This is a genomic window from Paenibacillus sp. KS-LC4 (assembly GCF_036894955.1).
Classification (GTDB): Bacteria; Bacillota; Bacilli; order Paenibacillales; family Paenibacillaceae; genus Pristimantibacillus.
In genome coordinates, this window is sequence record NZ_CP145905.1 from 1264624 (window position 1) to 1283993 (window position 19370).

Genomic DNA, 19370 nt, shown 5'->3' on the forward strand with positions numbered 1-19370 from the left:
TATATAAGCTTCGAACGTATCCCCAAACTTCTATTATAAGTAAGCCAAACAGCGATTGCTCATAAATAGAGAAAGGATGTAATTTTTTGATCCTTTCTCTATATTTCTACGCGAAACGGTAGCTTTACCGCCAGAGGACGGCGACAGCCGTTTACGCTCGTGTATGAGGGAATCGTTGTTTGGCTTTTTTTGGCTTTGCTTTAGAGGTGGTTATTTGTGAGAAAAGCATTGACTTTCGGTAAAATGGTAGCTAATATAGCTATTGTGCCCAATCATGATAATCATTATCAACATAATGATAAACATTATCGCAGTAGAATAGCTTTTGATTTTTAGAATAATAGGGGGAGAAACAAAATGAACAGAAGGCTAGTAGGTTTAATTATGCTTATCGTTGTAATGCTCGTCGTAGCAGGCTGTGGATCTAACACTGCGAATACTTCGACAGCAGAAGGAACTGCAACTGATCAGGCAGCTGCTGCAAATTCGAATGGGGAGTCCGCTGCGGCTGGACCAATTGTATTAAAGGATGCTAAAGGCGAGGTTAAGCTGGATAAGCCCGCGCAAAAGGTTGTCGTACTAGAGTGGACATTTACGGAGGATGTGATTGCGCTTGGCGTGCAGCCAGTTGGTAATGCCGATAACGCACAATATAAGCTGTATGTGACATCAGAAGCTCCACTGGATGAAAATGTGACGGATGTTGGTATGCGTGACGCACCGAATCTGGAGACAATTGCGGCTTTGAAGCCCGATTTGATTATAGCGAATACGAATAGCCACGAAGCGATTTATGATCAATTGAAAGGCATTGCGCCAACGTTGATTTTTAGTCTATACCCGCTTGAAGGGGATATCAATCAATACGACCAGATGGAAGAAGTGTTCAAAACGATTGCAGCTGCTGTTGGCAAAACAGAGGAAGGCACTAAAGTTCTAGCTGACCTCGATGCGCATTATGCGGATGCAAAGGCTAAGCTAGCTGCGGCAGGAAAGGGCGGCTTCAACTACGTGCTGACGCAAGCGTACAGCTACCAAAATGCAGCGACGCTGCGCCTTTTTACCGACAACTCGCTTGCCGTACAAACGCTGGATCGGATTGGTCTGAAAAATGATTGGAAATCGGAAAAATTTGAGGTTTACGGATTTAGCACCTCGACGGTTGAAGCGCTGCCGGCGGTTCAAGACACCAATCTGATTTATATTGTTCAAAAGGATGATAATATTTTTTCGAAAGAACTAAAGGATAACTCAGTTTGGAACGGTCTTACCTTCGTTAAGGAGAAACGCATTTACGGACTTGATAGCGCGACCTGGGTGTTCGGCGGTCCAATTTCCTCGAAAGTAATCGTGGATGAAGTTGTGAATACATTAACGAAATGAGTGCCAAGATGAACGATAATCCTAACAATGAAGCTACTATCGGAATGGTCTGGCGGGTAATTGGAATTTTTGGGGGCGGCCTTGCCGCCCTTTTCGTGTTATCTCTGCTTAGTTTTTGCTTCGGGGAAGCTAAAATTCCGGCAGCCACCGTGTTAGATGGATTGCTCAGCCGTCAGGATGTGATGGAGCATAATCTGCTGTGGGATATCCGCATGCCGCGCACGGTTATTGGCATTTTGGCCGGAGCTGCGCTCGCTGCGGCTGGCGCCTTACTGCAAACGATAACGAAAAACCCGCTCGCTGCCTCAGATACACTAGGCATCAATGCCGGGGCATACTTTATGGTTGTCCTTGGCGTGGTAGCTTTTCCTGCTCTACAGCAGCAATTCCCTTTTTTACTGGCGGCGGCCGGGGGCTTACTGGCGGCGTTAATTGCCTATTTCCTGAGCGGCGGCCGGAAGGCTACGCCAATTAGGCTAGCTTTATCAGGCATGATCGTATCTATGGTGCTTGGAGCGTTTACTACGGCCATTCATATTTTTAAGCAGACGGAAACGCAAAATTTATTTTTATGGGGCTCAGGCTCCTTAATTCAGCTGAACTGGAGCGGAGTCGAATATGCATGGCCCTTCGTCATTGCCCTGCTCGGAATCGCGATGCTCGCCGGAAGGCAATTTGATGCCTTGGAGCTAGATGAGTCTACGGCTCGCTCGCTTGGGCAGCGCGTAGACCTAATACGGGCAATGGGGCTTGGCCTCTCGGTACTGCTGGCTGCGATTGTAGTCAGTGTCGTTGGTCCGATCGGCTTCGTTGGTCTGGTCGCGCCCCATCTTGTCCGGCTTAGCGGTATTCGCAAGCATCGCTTGCTTATTCCTGCCAGCGCATTGTGGGGAGCACTGCTTATTACGGCGGCGGATGTACTTGCTCGAATGGTGCGGAGCAATTTAGGGGAAATGCCGGTTGGCGCGGTCATGGCGATTATTGGAGCGCCTTGGCTCATCTGGCTCGTACTGACCAAGATGAAAAATATATCCGGTTCGGGCTCCGGGCAGTCATCTATGAACATCGGCGGGGTAGCGCTGCGTATGCGCTTCGCTCCGACTGCGATATCCATGACCGTGCTGCTCATCGTTATCATCCTCGTCAGCTTGTCGCTTGGAGGATCGAGAATACCGATTGCCGATTTGCTGGGCGGCCTCGTCGGTGGAGGAGACTCATCCTATTCCGTACTGTTGAAATTAAGGCTTCCGCGTACACTCGTTGCAGCTGGTGGGGGGATAGCGCTTGCTATAAGCGGCGTCTTAATTCAAAGCGCCGTCCGAAATCCGCTGGCTGATGCCTCAATTATTGGCGTGACGTCAGGGGCGGGGTTTGGCGCACTAATCGTGCTGGTTGCGCTGCCGAATGCAACAATCTTTGCTCTTCCGCTGGCGGCAATTGCTGGTGGAATTTTTGCCGCAGCCTTTGTCTTTTTCTTAGCTTGGCGCAAATCTTTAAATCCGTCTGTTCTTATTTTGCTGGGCATCGCCGTATCGGCAATCGGCTCTGCGGGCATACAGGCGATGATCGTCAAGGCGAGCCTTTGGAATAGTACAGCTCTCATTTGGTTAACGGGCACAACGTATGGGAGAGGCTGGAATCAATTTTATAGCATGCTGCTGTTTCTGCTTATCCTTTTACCGGTTGCCTACTATTTGGGCCGAAAATTCGATTTGCTGGCGTTTGGCGACGAAAGCTCGATTGGCCTTGGCCTGCCGGTTCGAGGAACGCGGCTTTGGGCGATGATTATCGGCGTATTGCTGGCAGCGGGAGCTGTTGCGAGCGTAGGTACGATAGGTTTTCTCGGGCTTATGGCACCGCATGTTGTGCGCATGATGATTGGGCATCACACGAGACGGTCTATTATTTTGTCTGGACTGCTCGGCAGCTTGCTGCTCGTCATAGCCGACACGCTCGGTAGAACGATCATGGCGCCGAAAGAAATTCCATCAGGCCTAATTATTATGCTGATCGGCAGTCCGTATTTCCTATTCCTTATGTACCGCTCGGTAGTTAGGAGGTTTTAGCCGCGTTTGTGCGGCTGCTTGGAGCCTGCTGCTTTCCAATGCAGGTGGGTACGGAACGGCAAACTCCCTGAGCAAAGTCAAGTTTGGTGGTGGACACAGCAGCCGCTATTTCAGCAGAATGACGGATATGACGCACGCCGCGGACTTAGGGGACGTTAATGCGCTGCCATAAGCCATTTTGATGGGATATTGAGGGCAATAAGGGTTTTCCTGTCCGCCTATGGCCTGAAATGGGATCAGAAGCCAAAATAGCGGAGCGTCTGTCCGCCAAAAAAAGCATGGGGGGGCCGATGCCTGAGGTAAGCTATCCGATCTGGAAGGGCATTCCAGCAGTGAAAAATAACAACGTCTACTCATATCACAACAATGCGAGCTGGCATTACACAGGAACAATTGCCAGCTCGCAAATGCTTGATGATGTGCTTGAAAGTATTGTGAAATAAATGTAATTGAGGATAAGACAAAGCTTAGAAACCCGTGGCCTTATGTACACAGGTTTTTTTAATTTTGAATTTGAAATGGAAAATTACTATTTTGTATTTCGTGAAAAATTAAATTCACTAATTTAATTTCCGTAAACTAAATTAGTGATTTTTTTTAAAATGAATATATATAATAAAAAAGAATTTATTGTAATCCATAAACTTATTTTTTTAAAAAAATAAATAAAAACAAATATCTTTAATTTATTTAATAATTAAAATAATTACATTTAATTATTTTTTTTAATTCCAATCTTTTATTGTAACTCGAAAAATGAATTCGAAACAGTCTATTAAAAATAATTAAATAGGAATATAATTTATTTATTACATAACCAAGGGGCTGGGATAAAGATGCGTTGGAAGAGTGGATTAGCGAAGTGGGTATTATGTTTAAGTTTAGTGGTAACTTTTTTTTCATTTCAAACCAATACATATGCGGCGACTGTTGGCAGTACCAAGCTAACGCAAGCTGAAGCTGGTTGGCAAAGGTTTGACGATTCTGACAATCACTTTGTTTATAGTGGCACTACAACGTTTGTAAGTGGGAATAACAAATATTACAACAATACACTAACTAACTTGCTAGCTGATGGATCGAAAGTTACCTTCAAATTTGAGGGAACAAAGATCAGAATTATAGGGTCACGGAATCCGGATAAATCTGATTCAATGAAAATAACAATTGACGGAACGGACTACACGTTTAAAGCTAAAGGGGCCGAGCAAACTCAAACCCTTCTATATGAAAATACTACATTACAAAATGGCATCCATGACGTTACGGTTACCTATGTTGCGGCCAATTCTTCTTCTAACTTTGTATTTGACGCTGTAGATATTGATGCTACTGGGAAATTGGTATCTTTGCCTAAAGCAACAACTAACCTTCAAGCAGTACCTGTATCCGAAACACAACAAATTGCTCTCACTTGGAGTACTGTTGGCGAATCGACCTACTATAATGTATTTCGTTCCGTGACACCGGGAGGACCTTATAGTCAAATAGCTACCAACGTAGATGGAACAAGCTATAATGATCAAAATGTTGTCCAAGGAGTAACTTACTATTATGTAATAACTGCTATTAATAATGTAGGAACAAGTGGTTATTCAAATGAAAGCTCCGCAGCTCTTGAAGAAACAGGTAGAGCCATTTTGACAATCATTATGACAAATGGTCTTGAGAAAGAATATGATTTAACGATTCAAGAAGTAAATGCTTTTATTGCTTGGTATGATGCGAAAGCATCTGGGACAGGTCCTGCAAAATATGCGTTTAATAAAAGCTGGAATAAAGGACCATTTAATAGCCGTACCGAGTATATCATTCATGATAAAATTCTTGTATTTAATGTAGATCAATATTCATAAACGTAATAGTTAAATTGTCATAACCCGTAAAGTAGACTCTAAGAGTTTACACTTTACGGGTTATTTTCTTATATGAATAAAATAAGTGCAGGAATAGTGATTTTATTGCCATACCAAAATCCCCTTCTATATTGTAGAATGATGCACATAAGCGCTGCATGACACGAAAGGGGAAGACAGATGAAGAGCTTCCAGCTGAGCAAGCTGTATATACCATTTACGTATAAAATGATGATTCCTTATATGGCGCTTGTATTGCTGACGGATGTGCTGGTCGGCTATATATCTTATACGATGCTCGTTCAGTCACGAACGGAGATGGCGGAGACGAACATTCGCACCGCTCTCGAGCAGACACGCAATAATATTGTATACCAGATGGACGAAATTGAGCGCATATCGAGCACGCTTTTTAGCAGCTTAACGTTTCAGAATGCGCTTCAAAACACAGGCGAGCCGCTGGAAATGATGCTGAAAATGAAGGATGACATCATCCCGCAGATGAGAGCGCCGCTCCAGCTGTATGGCAATAATATCAGGCTTGCCGTCTACACCGTAGACGAGAAATTGTACGAGGTGCCCGGCGATGATATGGACAAGCCGATTCAACGAAAAGACTATTACGTGCTGTCGGTGCACCAAATCGAGAATACGGACTGGTTCAAGTCGCTCCAAGCCTCCAATCAGGATAATCTTTGGATCCAGCTGGCTTCCGACCGCAAGCTGGAAAACGTTTCGCATTTTCGGAAGCTGGTGTCCTCCAGCGGCATAGCCTCGGTTATCGGCTATGTGCGTGTGACGGCCCGCTTCGATGAACTGCTTGGCAACTTCGATACGTTTCCGATTGATCAAGGCATCAGCTTGCGGCTTCTAAACACCCAATCAGGCGAGGTCATGTATACGCGCGGCCTAACCAGCGACCAGTCTAAATCCTCCTCCTACCTGAGTGTAAGAGAGAATATACCCGGAACGCCATTCGTCATTGAAACGCTTGTGCCGCATGCCTATTTAAACAAGGACGCCAGCCGTATGCAAAAGGTTATTTTCGCCGTGTGCTTAATCAGCTTTCTAGTCATGGTGTTTATTGGCTACATCGTTGCCCGGCTTTCCGGCAAAAAGATGAAGCGAATCGTCACCTTGGTTCGCTCCTTCCAAGAGGGGAATTTTCATAAGCGAATCGGCTTTACCGGCAATGACGAGTTTGTCCACATCGCCAATTCCTTCAACCAAATGGCGACGAGCATTCAAGAGCTGATTAAAAATGTCTACGTGCAGGGCATTCAGAAAAAGCAGGCGGAGCTGGACGTGCTGCAAGCGCAGATCAGCCCTCATTTTTTGTATAACACGCTCTCGACGATTGGCAGCTTGGCTAATTTGGGCGAGACGGACAAGGTGACGGCGATGGTTCAAGGGCTGTCGAAGTTTTACCGTTTAACGCTAAATGGCGGCAATGTGTACATTACGCTGGAGAAGGAGCTTGAGCAGGTAAAGACGTATTTGGACATTCAGCGGGTAAAATATGCCGATACGTTCGAGGTTTATTACGATATCGAGCCGGACATTTTGCAAACGCCAATGATTAAGCTGATTTTACAGCCCTTTGTCGAAAATATATTTAAGCATGCCTGGTTTGGCAAAAGGATAGCCATTCGCATAACGGGCAGGCGGCTGGGCGACCGCATTGAGCTGAAAATTATTGATACCGGCATCGGAATGCGACCGGATACGCTGAAGAAAATGCTCTCCAATACGTCCTTGCCTGTACCTGCTCCTGCGGGACAAACGGATAAAGTGGAAGAGGCTAAATCGGATAAATATGGTCTGAAAAACGTCGAAGAGCGAATTAAGCTTCGCTATGGCACGGATTTTGGCATTCAAATTGGCAGTCATTATGGCGCGGGCACAACGGTGCAAATTATTCTTCCGGTCGAAAGCGCCGAGATGCGGGAGGATGCAGAAGGGGCTTGGCTATAGGCAGCTTAGAGGGGAGCATGAAGGATGGACATTAGTTTATTGCTCGTGGATGATGAGGCGATTGATTTGGAATGGCTCCGGCGACGGGTAGTCGGCAATGAGCGCCTGCAATTGCAGGATGTGTCTGTTGCAACTAGCGGGTTCGAGGCGCTGGAAATGATGGAGCAGAAGCGCATCGACCTGATTCTCTCGGATATTCGTATGCCGATTATGTCGGGGATGGAATTTGCCCGCAGGGCGAAGGCGATTAACCCGATGGCGCATCTTGTTTTTATAAGCGGCCATCAGGATTTTAGCTACGCGAGAGAAGCGATTCAACTGAACGCCTCCGGCTATTTGCTTAAGCCAGTTGACGATACCGAGCTGCATGATATGCTGCTGGAGCTGTGCAACAAAATTGAGCAGGAGCGGCTGCAAAGCCAGTCGCTGACCGAGACGCTGACGCTGGTGCATCAGGAGCTGCTGCTGCGCTGGTTCAACGAGCCGACATCTGGGCGGGTGGAGCAGCATCTTCACAGCTTTCTTACACCGCTGCTGCAAGGCGGAGCAGCCGTTGCCATTATTGAAATAGATGATATGGAGTGGAAGCTGGGCAAGATGACAGCGGATGAGCGGCGTTCCTTAACAGCGGAAATGGCTTTGTTTATTCGCACCTTTGTTGACCGTCATCAGGTGGGGACGCTTTTGACTAGCTATGACTATCATTTTGTGCTGCTGGCGACGGTGCAGGAGGCGGAATGCAAGGCGCTGCTTGAAAAGCTGGTGCAAGCGTTTAATGAAGCCTTTCCCTATTCTATTACGATTGGCGCCGGCATGCATACAACGGTTATTGCCAAGCTCCATGACGCCTATCAGCAGGCACAGGCAGCTCTAAGCATCAAATGGATTGTCGGGAAAAACAGGCTCATTCACGATGCAGCATCCTGGTCGCCTAAAGCAGCGATGGCATATAGCCTTGAGGAGACGGTAGACCGAATGCTGCGGGCGATGCTGGAATATGATCTGACGACGGTGGATGATTGCCTGCGGGAGCTGTTTAGCGGCGACCAGCCGCTAACAGGGAAAAACGACATCTACGATCTCATCATTCGCATTACGTCCAAGCTGCATGCGGATCTCCAGCAAATGAATGAGCATTTATATGAAATTTTAAAATGGGATTCCCATCAGCCGTTTGTGTTGTTTCAATTTGAGACGGTGCACGACATTCTCTCCTGGCTAAGAAGGCGGTTTTTCGAGCTGTCCGAGCTGCTGTATTTGAAGAAGCAGCGGCAGAAGCGGAAGCTGATTGAAGAAATCGCACTGTATGTGGAGCAGCGGCTCGATCAGAAAATTACGCTCAATGAGGTGGCGGCCCACTTTGATTTTACGCCGAACTACTTGGGTCAGCTGTTCAAAGCCGAGACGAATACGCTGTTTAGCGATTTTCTAAGCGAGCTGCGTATGAAGCATGTGTGCAAGCTGCTGGAGGACCCGACTAAGAAGATCTATGAAATTGCCGAGCTGGCTGGCTATAAAAATATTATTTATTTTAATCGCCAATTCAAGCAGCAGGTTGGCATGTCGCCGGGGGAATATCGGAAAAAACATAACATTTAAGCGTTTTTCAGTGTTTACCTCAACGTGCCGGCTCGGAGTCCGATGGATTCCGGGTTATTTTTTGCCCGCTATTATATGCAATCGTTGAATTAGTATAAGTTTTAGTTGTTCCCCTTAATTATGCGGACGTCCTGCTTTTCTTATAATAAAAGCAGACAAGAGAAGAGAGGGGAGCACAGATGAAGCGACACGGATTTATACAGGATGTCATCAAATATCGGGCTATTTTGCTCATGCTGCTGCCAGCCGTTTTATTTTTTCTACTGTTTGCTTATATACCGATGGCGGGTATTATTATTGCTTTCAAGCATTATGATTATGCCGGCGGAATTTTCGGCAGCGCGTGGAATGGGCTGGACAACTTTCGGTTTTTCTTTGAATCGGGCGATGCCTGGCGCATAACAAGAAATACGGCGCTCTATAATATTGCTTTTATTGTAGTCAACAATGTGCTGCAAATTTTCACGGCGATTTTGCTGTTTGAGGTTGGGGGCAAATGGTTCCGCAAAATCGCTCAGTCGATTTTATTCCTGCCTTACTTTATTTCCTGGGTTGTCGTGGGCGCGATTGCCTACAACCTGCTTAGCTTTGACATTGGAACGGTTAATTCCCTGCTCAGAAATATAGGGATGGAGCCCATTGATATTTATAATACGCCTGCCTACTGGCCGATTATTCTCGTACTGGTCGCGGCGTGGAAAACGCTAGGTTATGGTACGATTATGTATTTGGCGGCGATTACGAGCATTGATACCGAAATGTATGAGGCCGCGGAAATTGATGGCGCGAACATTTTTCAGCGTATTTTCAAGGTAACGATTCCTAATTTATATCCGACCGTCATTATATTGGTGCTGCTGGCAGTGGGCAATATTTTCAAAGGTGATTTTGGGATGTTTTACAATATGGTCGGCAATAATGGTGTGTTGTTCTCGTCTACTGATGTTATTGATACATTCGTATTCAGGTCACTCATCACTTCGAATGACATTGGCATGTCGGCCGCTGCGGGGGTTTATCAATCGGTGCTCGGATTTACCACCATTATGCTGTTTAACTATGCCGTTCGCAAGTATGACAAAGATCGCGCCTTATTCTAGTGGGAGGTCATGAAAATGAGTGTATCTGATGCTAATATCGGCAGTAACAAGTCTCTGAAAAGCGGTCAGCTTGACCGCCAGCTTCTTGCCATAATCGGCTATACATCCTTAACCGTACTGTCGGTTCTGTGCATATTGCCTTTTATTCTAATCGTATCCTCTTCGTTAACGGAGGAAAGCACGATAGTGCGTGAGGGATATCAATTTTTCCCTACTGCCTTCTCGGTGGAGCCTTATAAAATCCTGTTCAAATATCCTGAGCAAATGATTCGGGCGTATGGGGTCACCATCTCCGTTACCGTTATCGGTACGGCGATCGGCCTGTTTCTGACCGCAATGACCGCCTATTGCTTATCGCGTAAAGATTTCAAGTGGCGTAATTTTTTCTCCTTCTTCTTTTTCTTTACGACGCTGTTCAGCGGCGGGCTTGTGCCTTGGTACCTGCTCATCGTCAATTATCTCCATATGAAGGATACGGGGCTGGCGCTCATTGTGCCGCTGCTGCTGAACGTGTTTTATATCATCGTCATGAAATCGTTTATGAGCAACATACCAGAAGCGATTGTTGAATCGGCTAAAATTGATGGCGCAGGCGATTTTCTCATTTTCATGAGACTTATTCTTCCGCTGTCCAAGCCTGCGCTCGCAACGATCGGTCTCTTCCTTGCTCTTGGCTATTGGAATGATTGGTATAATGCCCTGCTGTTCGTTGCGGACGACAAGCTGATGCCGCTGCAATATTATTTGTACAAAATGTTGGGCAACATGGATGGTATGCGCAAGGCAATGATGGGCTCAGGCGCTGTTGTGACGACAAGCCTGCCGTCAGAAGGTCTTAAGATGGCAATGACGGTTGTAGCCAGCGGTCCGATCCTGCTTGCTTATCCCTTCATCCAGAAGTATTTTGTAAAAGGCTTGACGATTGGCGCAGTGAAAGGATAATCCCAAGGGAACTTGGTTTATCAGGATAGATGGGCATATCAACAGTTACATTTAAGGGGGAAATTCAATATGCAAAAGAAGAAAAAAGTCGTTATACCGGCGGTAGCCTTAACTTTAGCCATGGTTCTTGGAGCATGCGGCAACGGTGGCAATACAGGAACAGAAGCAAGCACTGCGCCAGCGTCAGGCGCCAATTCTTCCGCTGCGCAGTCACAGACGAAGGACGGCGTAGATATTTCCAAAGAGGTTAAGCTGAAAATGGTGTTTGTCGGCCCGAAGCCGGTTGATTATGATGCCGTATTCGCAGAAATTAATAAAAAGCTCAAGGAAAAAATCAATGCGACGGTCGATGCCGAATTTCTGGATTGGTCCGATTGGGCGCAAAAATATCCGCTGAAGCTGGCGGCGAATGAAGATTTTGACCTTATCTATTCTGCGAACTGGGCGGGCTATAACGATCAGGCGCTCAAAGGCGGCTTTCTGGAGCTGACCGACGATATGCTGTCCAAATATATGCCGGAAACGTGGAAAGCGATGGACAAGGTAGGCTGGGATCAAGCGAAAGTAAACGGCAAGCTGTACATGGTTCCGCAAAACAGAGGCGAATCGGTAGAGAAGCTGATTTTATACCGGGAGGACCTGCGTAAAAAATACAACCTTCCTGCTATCGACAGCCCGGAAGCCTATGCTAACTATTTGAAAACAATTGCTCAAAACGAGAAGGGCATTACGCCATTCACACCGGAAACTGGCGATTGGAAGCTGCACAATTTAGACCGCATTCTGCTCAAGCAGCAAAATGACTGGAATATGCTCGATTTCGACCTGCCGATCGGCTTTAAGCTGACGGATGAAGCAGGTAAAGTGTTTAATGTCTATGAAACAAAGGAATTCAAGGATTTGCTGTATTACTACAAAGATCTTGCTGACAATAACGCCTGGTCAAAAAACGTATTAAACAATAAAAATGACCATCAGCAGGATTTCAAGGAAGGCAAAACAGCATCTATTACGCATAATTTGGGAACGCTCGGCTCTCTCATGGCATTGATGCGCATGGAAAAATCGCCTTATGAGCTTGCGCTTGCGGACATTACGCCAAATACGAAAAAATCGAATGCCGTATCGACACAAAACGGCGTTTCTGTCCATGCTACCTCCAAAAATCCGGAGCGTGCGCTGATGTTTGTGGACCTGATGCAAAATGACAGAGAGCTTCATGACTTGGTGCAATACGGCATTCCTGGCGTGCATTTCACAGCCGTAGGTGACGATAAATACGATACGACAGATAAAAGCGTGAACTTCACAGGCTTCTCCAGCTGGGGCTTCAATTCGCCGCTTAACCGTGACAACGCGTCCTTCCCAGAGGAAGCAACTGCGCTCACGAAGGATTGGGAAGGAAAGGTTTACCACTACCCGCTGGAAACCTTCGTTTTTGACAACAGCAAGGTGAAGACGGAGGTGGCGAACGTCGGCAATGTAATGCTCCGCTTTGCTATTCCACTGGAATATGGCGCGATTAAAGATGTAGACAAAGGCCTTGAGGATTTGAACAAGCAGGTGAAAGCGGCCGGTATTGATAAAATTCTCGCAGAGGTGCAAAGCCAAATTGATGCTTTTCTAGTAGCGAAAAAATAATAGCAGGTCAGGCAATAAGCTGCCCGCAGACCGAGTATCTGGCAACAGGTGCTCCGGCTGCGGGCATTTTCTTTTTCAGCAGGGCGATTGCGAGTTTAATGACTGTCAGGTTTGCTTTTCTTTTTGTTTTTACTGCGAATTATACCTACAATCCACAGCAGCAGCGGCAGTAAAATAAATAGGAAGGGCAAATTAAAAGGTACGGCGACGAGCTTAGGGTAAAGGATGGAGCTATCAACAAAATTGCGCGGCAGCATCGCAAGTATAAGCGCGACGGGGGCAGCGATAAAGATGAACATTCGCCAGCGCTTCACTCCGAACCATTGGGCGCTGCCGTAAGCGGCAACGAACAAATACAACGATACTTTAATGAAAATACCCATAATCCAGATGGCGACGACGATGGCATCAAGATTTTGCAAAAAGCCGAAGGAAATGAAGCGAACCAGATTGAGAAACGGATAGGTTTGTCGAGAGGATGTCGAGTAGCCGAAGATGGCGATGCACTCCATTGCGGAAAGCAATGTAAATAATCCAGCGACTATGGACCCGAGTACAGCGCTTTTTGTCCCCTCGCTCGGCTTCGAGAGGAAGGGAAGAATCATCATCAGCAGAATATTGTCACCTAGAAAGGAAGCGGTAGGCAGCGCGCCCTTGAGCAGCGTAAGCGGGCTGCCATCGGCCATAAACGGCAGTAAATTGTTTATTTTAATTTGCGACATATTTAGCAGAAGCGGCATCATAATGCCAAGCAGCACTAAGGGGCCGAATACCTCGCTGCACCTTGCAAGCACCTCAATTCCTGCAAAGGAAACATAGGCTGCCACAAGGAGCATGCCAATAATCGGAACGAGGATGGGCGTGAGCGGCAAAATGGTGCCAATCATGAAATCAGCATACTGCCGTAAAATAATGGCCATCACCGTATACCAATAAATGAAATACAACAAAATGATCGTGTGCCCAAGAAACTTGCCTACTATTTTCGGTGCATAGTTGACTAGAGTATCGCCAGGATACAAAAGGCTTATGCGTGACAGCACATAGGCAAGAGCCATGGAGAACAACGTAGAGATGGCAATGGATAACCATGCATCCTGCTTGGCGACGGCAATGGAAGGATTGATGGTCAGCAAGATGGTCATGCCGATCTGCATGGTGGATATCAGCCAGAAAATTTGATTACCGTTGATTTTCTCTTTAATCATGTAGCCTTCTCCTCCCTACTTGGATTCTTGGGTGTTGAACATACCCGGGCGCAAAATTTCTGCTTTAGCTTTAACAATGACTTTTATTTGAGGGAAAATCGCATCCCAATCCTTCTGGTTTTGCTTCCATAGGCGCGGATAGCTGCGATGGTAGGCTCCGGCAAAGTTGAATATGTCCGCCTTATAGCTTTTTTTAGCTTTGGCAACCGCCAAGCTTATGCGCTCTTCAATATTGCGTTCAAGCTGTCCCTCGATTTTTTTCAGGCTATCGCTGCTTTCGGTCAAATTGATGTCCGATGTGTTTTGCAGCAGCTGATTTTTACAGGAGACGTGAATCGTCATTGTCCATTTGCCGTCTTGATAGCTCGGCTTCATAGATGAGCGGTTCCTTAGCAGTTGAACTGAGATCGTACCGCTGGCTCCCTCTGGCTGGATCGTAATAATGGCATTGTCCATTTCATTCATAATCCACAAAATGCCTCTGGTTACCCGATTGTCAGCAACACCTACCAGCTTGCCATTATGCAAGATGGCAGTCCCGGTTATGTAGCCGACACTGCGCGCTGGATCGTCTTTTTTCGGTGGAGACATTAGCTCTACCCAAGGCAGTAAGGCGGTTTTGCTATCATCCTCAAGCATTTCAGACAAATGAGCCATAGATGACGTGATGCTCGTTTTATTGTTCGCCATCTCCCGCAATACCTCCGATGTATTCCGCTCCAATATCGAGTGATGCTCCAAAATTTTTTTGGCTTTCCCTTTGCTGACGAAGACAAATGCCCGCTCACGGGGCTCTGAATCCCGCATCAGAAAGTCCATATCCTCCTTTAAGCCTTGCTTGACCTTGGCCTCGCCAAAGATGAATACCTCGGCATGTCCCCAAAAGATTTTGCGTGAAAACTTTTGCTGAAGCTGAGATAGCGCATCGGCAATATTTTCACCATGAGCCGATTGTACGAAGGTGGTGCCGGTTCCTCCCGGCGCCTCGCTGGCACCCTGTGTTCCTTGCGTAGAGCCTTGGGGAATGAAGATTTGCACGCTCACCTCGATGAGCTTGTCGTCCTTCTTGTCAATCGCTACCCCCGTCACAAGCGCTAAATCATTGATTTCCTTGCGATCCCAGCATCCGCCGAGTACTAGACTAAGCAGCAGCGCTACTAGAATAAACAGCTTCAAACGCAGCATCTGAATCATGGAGAGGCCTCGCCTTCTTCTTGCTCGGGACGGTTGTAAGGGGACTGCCTGATTTCATTTTTACGTCCAGTAAAGCTTGGTCTTTTGCGGTTCTTCCAAATTGGAGCGCGCATGAGCGTATCCAGCATTTCACTCCACTTCATTGGCGCAAGCGGCTGCAAGTAGGGTACGCCAAGTGAGCGGATGGAGCATAAATGAATAATGATGGCGATGACGCCTAGCATCAAGCCGAGCAGGCCAAACATGCCCGCCAGAAACATAATCGGGAAACGCAGGACGCGAATGGCGATTCCAGCGCTGTATTGCGGCAGGAGAAACGAGGCGATGCCCGTAATCGCCACGACCATAACCATTGGCGAGGAGACGAGTCCAGCAGATGTCGCGGCTTGCCCGATAACGAGTGCTCCGACGATGCTGACGGCAGAGCCTACCTGCTTAGGAAGGCGAACGCCCGCTTCCCGCAGCGCCTCGAAGGAAACCTCCATCAACAGCGCCTCAATCAGCGCGGGGAAGGGGATTTCTTCCCGGGACTTGGCGATGCTAAGCAGCAGCGATGTCGGCACCATTTCCTGATGGAAGGTCAGCACCGCCACATAAAGGGATGGCAGCAGCAGTGAAATAAAGAGGAACAGAAAACGCAGCCAACGAATGAAGGTGCTAATCATAAAGCGTTGGTAGTAATCCTCTGGCGATTGCAGCATCGACATGAAAGTCGTTGGCGCAATTAGGCAAAATGGCGTGCCATCTACCATGATGCCTATCTTTCCCTCCAACAGGGAGGCGCTGACCACATCAGGCCGTTCGGTTACTTGAACTTGAGGGAAAGGCGAATACGGGTGATCCTCAATTAATGCTTCGATATAGCCGCTTTCCAATACACCGTCTATGTCGATTCCTTCGATGCGATGTCGAACTTCTTCGACAAGCGAATGATTGGCTATGCCGTCAATATGAGCGATGACTACTTCAGTTTTTGTGTAGCGCCCAACCTGAATGGAGTTTAGCTTTAGGGCAGCATCTTTAATTTTGCGCCGCAGCATGGAGGTATTGACGCTCATCGTCTCGGTAAAGCCTTCGCGCGGACCGCGAATAATGGATTCTGCCGCCGGTTCCTCGATGCCGCGTTGTTTCCAGCCGGACAAATTAATGGCGATGCCAAATGGCAGATGATTGATGAGCAGCGCAGCGCTTCCGGTCGAAATATATTGAAGAAGCTCGTTAAAGGATGTAGCGATGGAAAGCTGACTCGTCGAGACAACAGAGCGGATATAGGCAAAATCAAGCTCAGACGCTTCGGTTCGGGTTTGCAGCAGCGGAGCAAGAATGTGCAGGTCGATGAGCGTTTCGTTAACCATACCATCAATAAATAAAAGAAAAGCCTCGGTCTTCCCGGCAATCGGGAAGGTCCGGCTTTTAATATCAACGGAGCCATTATAAATCGTGTTGAGAATTTCGATATTGGCTGCTAGCTCGGTGCTGAAAGGCATCAGCCGGTAATCCATTATGTCAACCATCGTTATTCTCCCTGAATTAATAGAGTGGTTAAAGCTGAATAAGTTAAGGATATATTTACCGACAGCTTTATTTTTTATTCTGCTGCTTAGGTAGGAGGGGCAAAAAGGGGCTGCTGGCAGGCAGTAAAAAAAAGCAGCGCTCTCTTGAGAGAACGCTGCTTAAATCCGGATTAACAGGTTGGGCTAAATCAATGGTGCATCAATATTAATGGAAATGAGCACAATGGCTTTATCCTCGCCAATATTTTTGGCATAGTGGGGCATGCAGGCTTTCCAGCTAAAGGAATCGCCTGCGTAGATGGTCGCCGATTCGTCCCCCTGCTCGACGTAGAGCGTGCCGGAGAGAAGGAAGTGAATTTCTTCCCCCGCATGGGCATGCTCCTCTGCCGTCGAGGCGCCAGGCTCAAGCTCGACCAGCATCATCTTGACAGAGCCGCGCTCGCTAAGCTGCTCGACCTTCATCTTCCCGCCACTGTACAAAGTGTGCCGACGCTCATCCTTGCGTAAAATCTGCATCCGCTCATCGTTTTTGAGGAGCAGGAAGGCGAGCGGAACATTCAATGCTCCGGCAATATGATCAAGCGTAGAGATGGATGGCGAGGTTTTGTTATTTTCTACTTGGCTTAGGAACCCTTGCGATAATCCGGTAAGCTCCGCAACCTGTTGGATGGAGAGTTGTTTTTTTTTGCGAATAGAGCGAATCGTATTGCCAATATCCATGAGTACCTCCTGAAACATAGGCTGCCTCTTAACCGATGTCGTTAAGCTGTGGCGGTTGAGCCTGTGTATGTGGCTTAAGCTTCATCCATCGTAGCAAATGTTTTATTGACTTGCCAGCATTTACGTGATAATATTTCTCATATAAAACATATATTCTTATAACAAATATATCAGATAAAGAGGCGATGGACAATGACTATTTCCATTCATCCAGCTGCACATATTGGATATGTGAAGCTTAAAGTAAGTAATATGGAGCGCTCGCTCCTTTTTTATAAAGCGGTTGTTGGCTTTAAGGAGCTTTCCCGAAGCGGGAACGAAGTGCAGCTGACGGCTGACGGCAAGCGTCCGCTGCTCATCTTGCAGGAGCAGCAGGGTGCGGTTGTGCTGCCGGAGCGTGCAGCTGCGGGGCTGTATCATTTTGCGATTTTATTGCCGAGCCGTGAAGCGCTGGGGCTTGCTTTGCGTAATTTGGCAAGCCATAATGTGCCGGTTGGGCAGGGCGACCATTTGGTTAGCGAAGCGCTCTATTTCAATGATCCAGACAACAATGGCATAGAAATTTACCGTGATCGCCCCCGCGAGCAATGGGAGAAGCTGGAGGGCGGCGGCTACAGAATGACGACTGATCCCGTTGACATTCAGGGTCTGCTGGAGGCTTCCGAAGGCAAGGCTTGGAATGGCCTGCCGGAAGGCACGGTTATTGGGCATGTGCATTTGCATGTGAGCCATCTGCCTCAAGCCGAGCAGTTTTATTGCGACACATTAGGCTTTGATATTATTTTCAACATGGGCGGGTCCGCTTTGTTCATCTCGGCAGGCGGCTATCATCATCACCTTGGCTTGAATACATGGGCAGGCGTAGGTGTACCAGCCGCTCCAGCAAATGCGGCAGGACTGGACTACTACACGATAGTGCTTCCTGATCAAGCAGCGATGGATGAAGTGCTGGATAGACTGAGGCAAAAGCAAATACAATTCAGCAAGCAGGCAGATGGCTGGATGGTTACAGATCCTTCGGGCATTTCCAGTTTGCTGACGATTGGTGGATAAGCAGCTATGGAGAAGCAATTGGGGGAGCCGCAAGGCGGAATTGAAATTGGTATTTATACGTTAGGCGATATATTGCCCGATCCTCATACGGTGGAAACGATAAGCGTGAAGCAGCGGATTCAGGACATTATTGCCGCGGCAAAGCTTGCAGATGAGGGAGGGCTCGACATTTTCGGGCTGGGCGAGCATCATCGCCATGATTTTGTCGTTTCGGCAACGCCAGTTATGCTGGCAGCTATTGCCCGGGAAACGAAGCGTATTAAGCTGACTAGTGCAACTACCGTGCTCAGTACGGTTGATCCGGTGCGCTTATTTGAGGATTATGCGACGCTGGATTTATTATCGGATGGCCGTGCGGAAATTATTGCGGGACGCGGAGCATTCGTCGAATCGTTCCCGCTGTTTGGCTATGAATTGAGCGATTATGATGAGCTGTTTAGCGAAAATCTGGAGCTGTTCGGCGAGCTAAGCCGCCAGGATACGGTCACCTGGCAGGGCAAGCATCGCCCCGCACTCCGGGCCGCTGCAATTGCCCCACGTCCGGTTCAGCCGCAAATTCCGGTATGGGTGGGCGTAGGCGGTTCGCCGCAGAGCGCTGTACGCGCGGGTGAATTCGGCCTTGGCATGATCATGGCGATTCTTGGCGGCTCACCAGACAGATTCAAGCCGCTCGTAGATATTTATCGCGAAACGGGAAAGGCGTCTGGCTTTGATGCAGCGAGCCTGAAGGTTGGTGTCACCGGTCACGGCTATATTGCGAAGGACAGTCAGCAGGCGCGTGCGGAATATTATCCCTACTACACGAATTATTGGTGGCATATGAACCGCCAACGCGGCAGCGACTTCCGCATGACGCAGGAGGAGTTCGCCGAAATGACGGCACCCGATCAGGCCTTGTTTGTCGGGAGTCCAGAGGAAATAGCGGAGAAAATCATTCGTCAGCATGAGCTGTTCGGACATCAGCGTTTTATCGCCCAGCTCGATATTGGCGGCATTCCATATGCCAAGGTTGCGGAAAGCATCGAGCTATTAGCTGGTAAGGTCGCGCCTATCGTGCGTGCAGCGACAAAAACGAAATCATAAATCATAATTTAAGCCTGATTTTTGCTCATTTTGACGA

General features: G+C 47.6%; 15 protein-coding genes. 11 read left to right on the forward strand and 4 right to left on the reverse strand.

Annotated elements, in window-relative coordinates:
• The first annotated feature begins 357 nt into the window (after positions 1–357).
• The 9 genes from V5J77_RS05340 (at position 358) to V5J77_RS05380 (ending at position 12561) form a co-directional block, all read left to right on the forward strand.
• On the forward strand, positions 358–1383 hold the full coding sequence (locus V5J77_RS05340) for an ABC transporter substrate-binding protein (RefSeq protein WP_338554756.1): 1026 nt from the start codon (positions 358–360) through the stop codon (positions 1381–1383).
• A gap of 8 nt (positions 1384–1391) precedes the next feature.
• On the forward strand, positions 1392–3449 hold the full coding sequence (locus V5J77_RS05345; RefSeq protein ID WP_338554757.1) for an iron ABC transporter permease: 2058 nt from the start codon (positions 1392–1394) through the stop codon (positions 3447–3449).
• 290 nt (positions 3450–3739) lie between these two features.
• Positions 3740–3892, forward strand: coding sequence for a hypothetical protein (locus tag V5J77_RS05350; protein ID WP_338554758.1), 153 nt, complete (start codon positions 3740–3742; stop codon positions 3890–3892).
• Positions 3893–4285: 393 nt separating this feature from the next.
• Positions 4286–5305 (forward strand): fibronectin type III domain-containing protein, encoded by a 1020-nt coding sequence (locus V5J77_RS05355; RefSeq protein ID WP_338554759.1) that lies wholly within the window; start codon positions 4286–4288, stop codon positions 5303–5305.
• Positions 5306–5485: 180 nt separating this feature from the next.
• Positions 5486–7279: a histidine kinase gene (locus V5J77_RS05360; RefSeq protein WP_338554760.1), complete on the forward strand. Its 1794-nt coding sequence runs from the start codon at positions 5486–5488 to the stop codon at positions 7277–7279.
• A gap of 24 nt (positions 7280–7303) precedes the next feature.
• Positions 7304–8878: a response regulator gene (locus V5J77_RS05365; protein ID WP_338554761.1), complete on the forward strand. Its 1575-nt coding sequence runs from the start codon at positions 7304–7306 to the stop codon at positions 8876–8878.
• A gap of 179 nt (positions 8879–9057) precedes the next feature.
• On the forward strand, positions 9058–9978 hold the full coding sequence (locus V5J77_RS05370) for an ABC transporter permease subunit (protein WP_056042839.1): 921 nt from the start codon (positions 9058–9060) through the stop codon (positions 9976–9978).
• A 15-nt stretch (positions 9979–9993) separates the two neighbouring features.
• Complete coding sequence (locus V5J77_RS05375) at positions 9994–10920, forward strand: carbohydrate ABC transporter permease (RefSeq protein ID WP_338554762.1); 927 nt, start codon at positions 9994–9996, stop codon at positions 10918–10920.
• Between the two features lie 69 nt (positions 10921–10989).
• Positions 10990–12561: an ABC transporter substrate-binding protein gene (locus V5J77_RS05380; RefSeq protein ID WP_338554763.1), complete on the forward strand. Its 1572-nt coding sequence runs from the start codon at positions 10990–10992 to the stop codon at positions 12559–12561.
• Positions 12562–12656: 95 nt separating this feature from the next.
• Here V5J77_RS05380 and V5J77_RS05385 read toward each other — a convergent pair whose 3' ends face one another.
• The 4 genes from V5J77_RS05385 to V5J77_RS05400 all read right to left on the reverse strand — a co-directional run bounded on the left by V5J77_RS05385 (position 12657) and on the right by V5J77_RS05400 (position 17197).
• Positions 12657–13769 carry an endospore germination permease gene (locus V5J77_RS05385; protein ID WP_338554764.1) on the reverse strand — a complete coding sequence of 371 codons (1113 nt, stop codon included), beginning with the start codon at positions 13767–13769 and terminating at the stop codon, positions 12657–12659.
• A 15-nt stretch (positions 13770–13784) separates the two neighbouring features.
• On the reverse strand, positions 13785–14963 hold the full coding sequence (locus V5J77_RS05390; RefSeq protein WP_338554765.1) for a Ger(x)C family spore germination protein: 1179 nt from the start codon (positions 14961–14963) through the stop codon (positions 13785–13787).
• Positions 14960–16477, reverse strand: coding sequence for a spore germination protein (locus tag V5J77_RS05395; RefSeq protein WP_338554766.1), 1518 nt, complete (start codon positions 16475–16477; stop codon positions 14960–14962). Before V5J77_RS05395 ends, V5J77_RS05390 begins: the two co-directional genes overlap by 4 nt.
• A 183-nt stretch (positions 16478–16660) precedes the next feature.
• A complete protein-coding gene (locus V5J77_RS05400) occupies positions 16661–17197 on the reverse strand; it encodes a cupin domain-containing protein (RefSeq protein ID WP_338554767.1) in 537 nt (178 codons plus the stop codon).
• Between the two features lie 192 nt (positions 17198–17389).
• Here V5J77_RS05400 and V5J77_RS05405 point away from each other — a divergent pair, with 192 nt between their 5' ends.
• Together V5J77_RS05405 and V5J77_RS05410 are read left to right on the forward strand one after the other, a co-directional pair.
• Positions 17390–18250 (forward strand): VOC family protein, encoded by an 861-nt coding sequence (locus V5J77_RS05405; protein ID WP_338554768.1) that lies wholly within the window; start codon positions 17390–17392, stop codon positions 18248–18250.
• Positions 18251–18256: 6 nt separating this feature from the next.
• Positions 18257–19333 carry an LLM class flavin-dependent oxidoreductase gene (locus tag V5J77_RS05410; protein ID WP_338554769.1) on the forward strand — a complete coding sequence of 359 codons (1077 nt, stop codon included), beginning with the start codon at positions 18257–18259 and terminating at the stop codon, positions 19331–19333.
• Positions 19334–19370 lie beyond the last annotated feature (37 nt).

What these genes read in the sequence shown, in the direction of transcription:
- V5J77_RS05340 (WP_338554756.1), top strand. Translation starts at nt 358, where the DNA reads ATGAACAGAAGGCTAGTAGGTTTAATTATGCTTATCGTTGTAATGCTC.
- V5J77_RS05345 (WP_338554757.1), top strand. Translation starts at nt 1,392, where the DNA reads ATGAACGATAATCCTAACAATGAAGCTACTATCGGAATGGTCTGGCGG.
- V5J77_RS05350 (WP_338554758.1), top strand. Translation starts at nt 3,740, where the DNA reads ATGCCTGAGGTAAGCTATCCGATCTGGAAGGGCATTCCAGCAGTGAAA.
- V5J77_RS05355 (WP_338554759.1), top strand. Translation starts at nt 4,286, where the DNA reads ATGCGTTGGAAGAGTGGATTAGCGAAGTGGGTATTATGTTTAAGTTTA.
- V5J77_RS05360 (WP_338554760.1), top strand. Translation starts at nt 5,486, where the DNA reads ATGAAGAGCTTCCAGCTGAGCAAGCTGTATATACCATTTACGTATAAA.
- V5J77_RS05365 (WP_338554761.1), top strand. Translation starts at nt 7,304, where the DNA reads ATGGACATTAGTTTATTGCTCGTGGATGATGAGGCGATTGATTTGGAA.
- V5J77_RS05370 (WP_056042839.1), top strand. Translation starts at nt 9,058, where the DNA reads ATGAAGCGACACGGATTTATACAGGATGTCATCAAATATCGGGCTATT.
- V5J77_RS05375 (WP_338554762.1), top strand. Translation starts at nt 9,994, where the DNA reads ATGAGTGTATCTGATGCTAATATCGGCAGTAACAAGTCTCTGAAAAGC.
- V5J77_RS05380 (WP_338554763.1), top strand. Translation starts at nt 10,990, where the DNA reads ATGCAAAAGAAGAAAAAAGTCGTTATACCGGCGGTAGCCTTAACTTTA.
- V5J77_RS05385 (WP_338554764.1), bottom strand. Translation starts at nt 13,769, where the DNA reads ATGATTAAAGAGAAAATCAACGGTAATCAAATTTTCTGGCTGATATCC.
- V5J77_RS05390 (WP_338554765.1), bottom strand. Translation starts at nt 14,963, where the DNA reads ATGATTCAGATGCTGCGTTTGAAGCTGTTTATTCTAGTAGCGCTGCTG.
- V5J77_RS05395 (WP_338554766.1), bottom strand. Translation starts at nt 16,477, where the DNA reads ATGGTTGACATAATGGATTACCGGCTGATGCCTTTCAGCACCGAGCTA.
- V5J77_RS05400 (WP_338554767.1), bottom strand. Translation starts at nt 17,197, where the DNA reads ATGGATATTGGCAATACGATTCGCTCTATTCGCAAAAAAAAACAACTC.
- V5J77_RS05405 (WP_338554768.1), top strand. Translation starts at nt 17,390, where the DNA reads ATGACTATTTCCATTCATCCAGCTGCACATATTGGATATGTGAAGCTT.
- V5J77_RS05410 (WP_338554769.1), top strand. Translation starts at nt 18,257, where the DNA reads ATGGAGAAGCAATTGGGGGAGCCGCAAGGCGGAATTGAAATTGGTATT.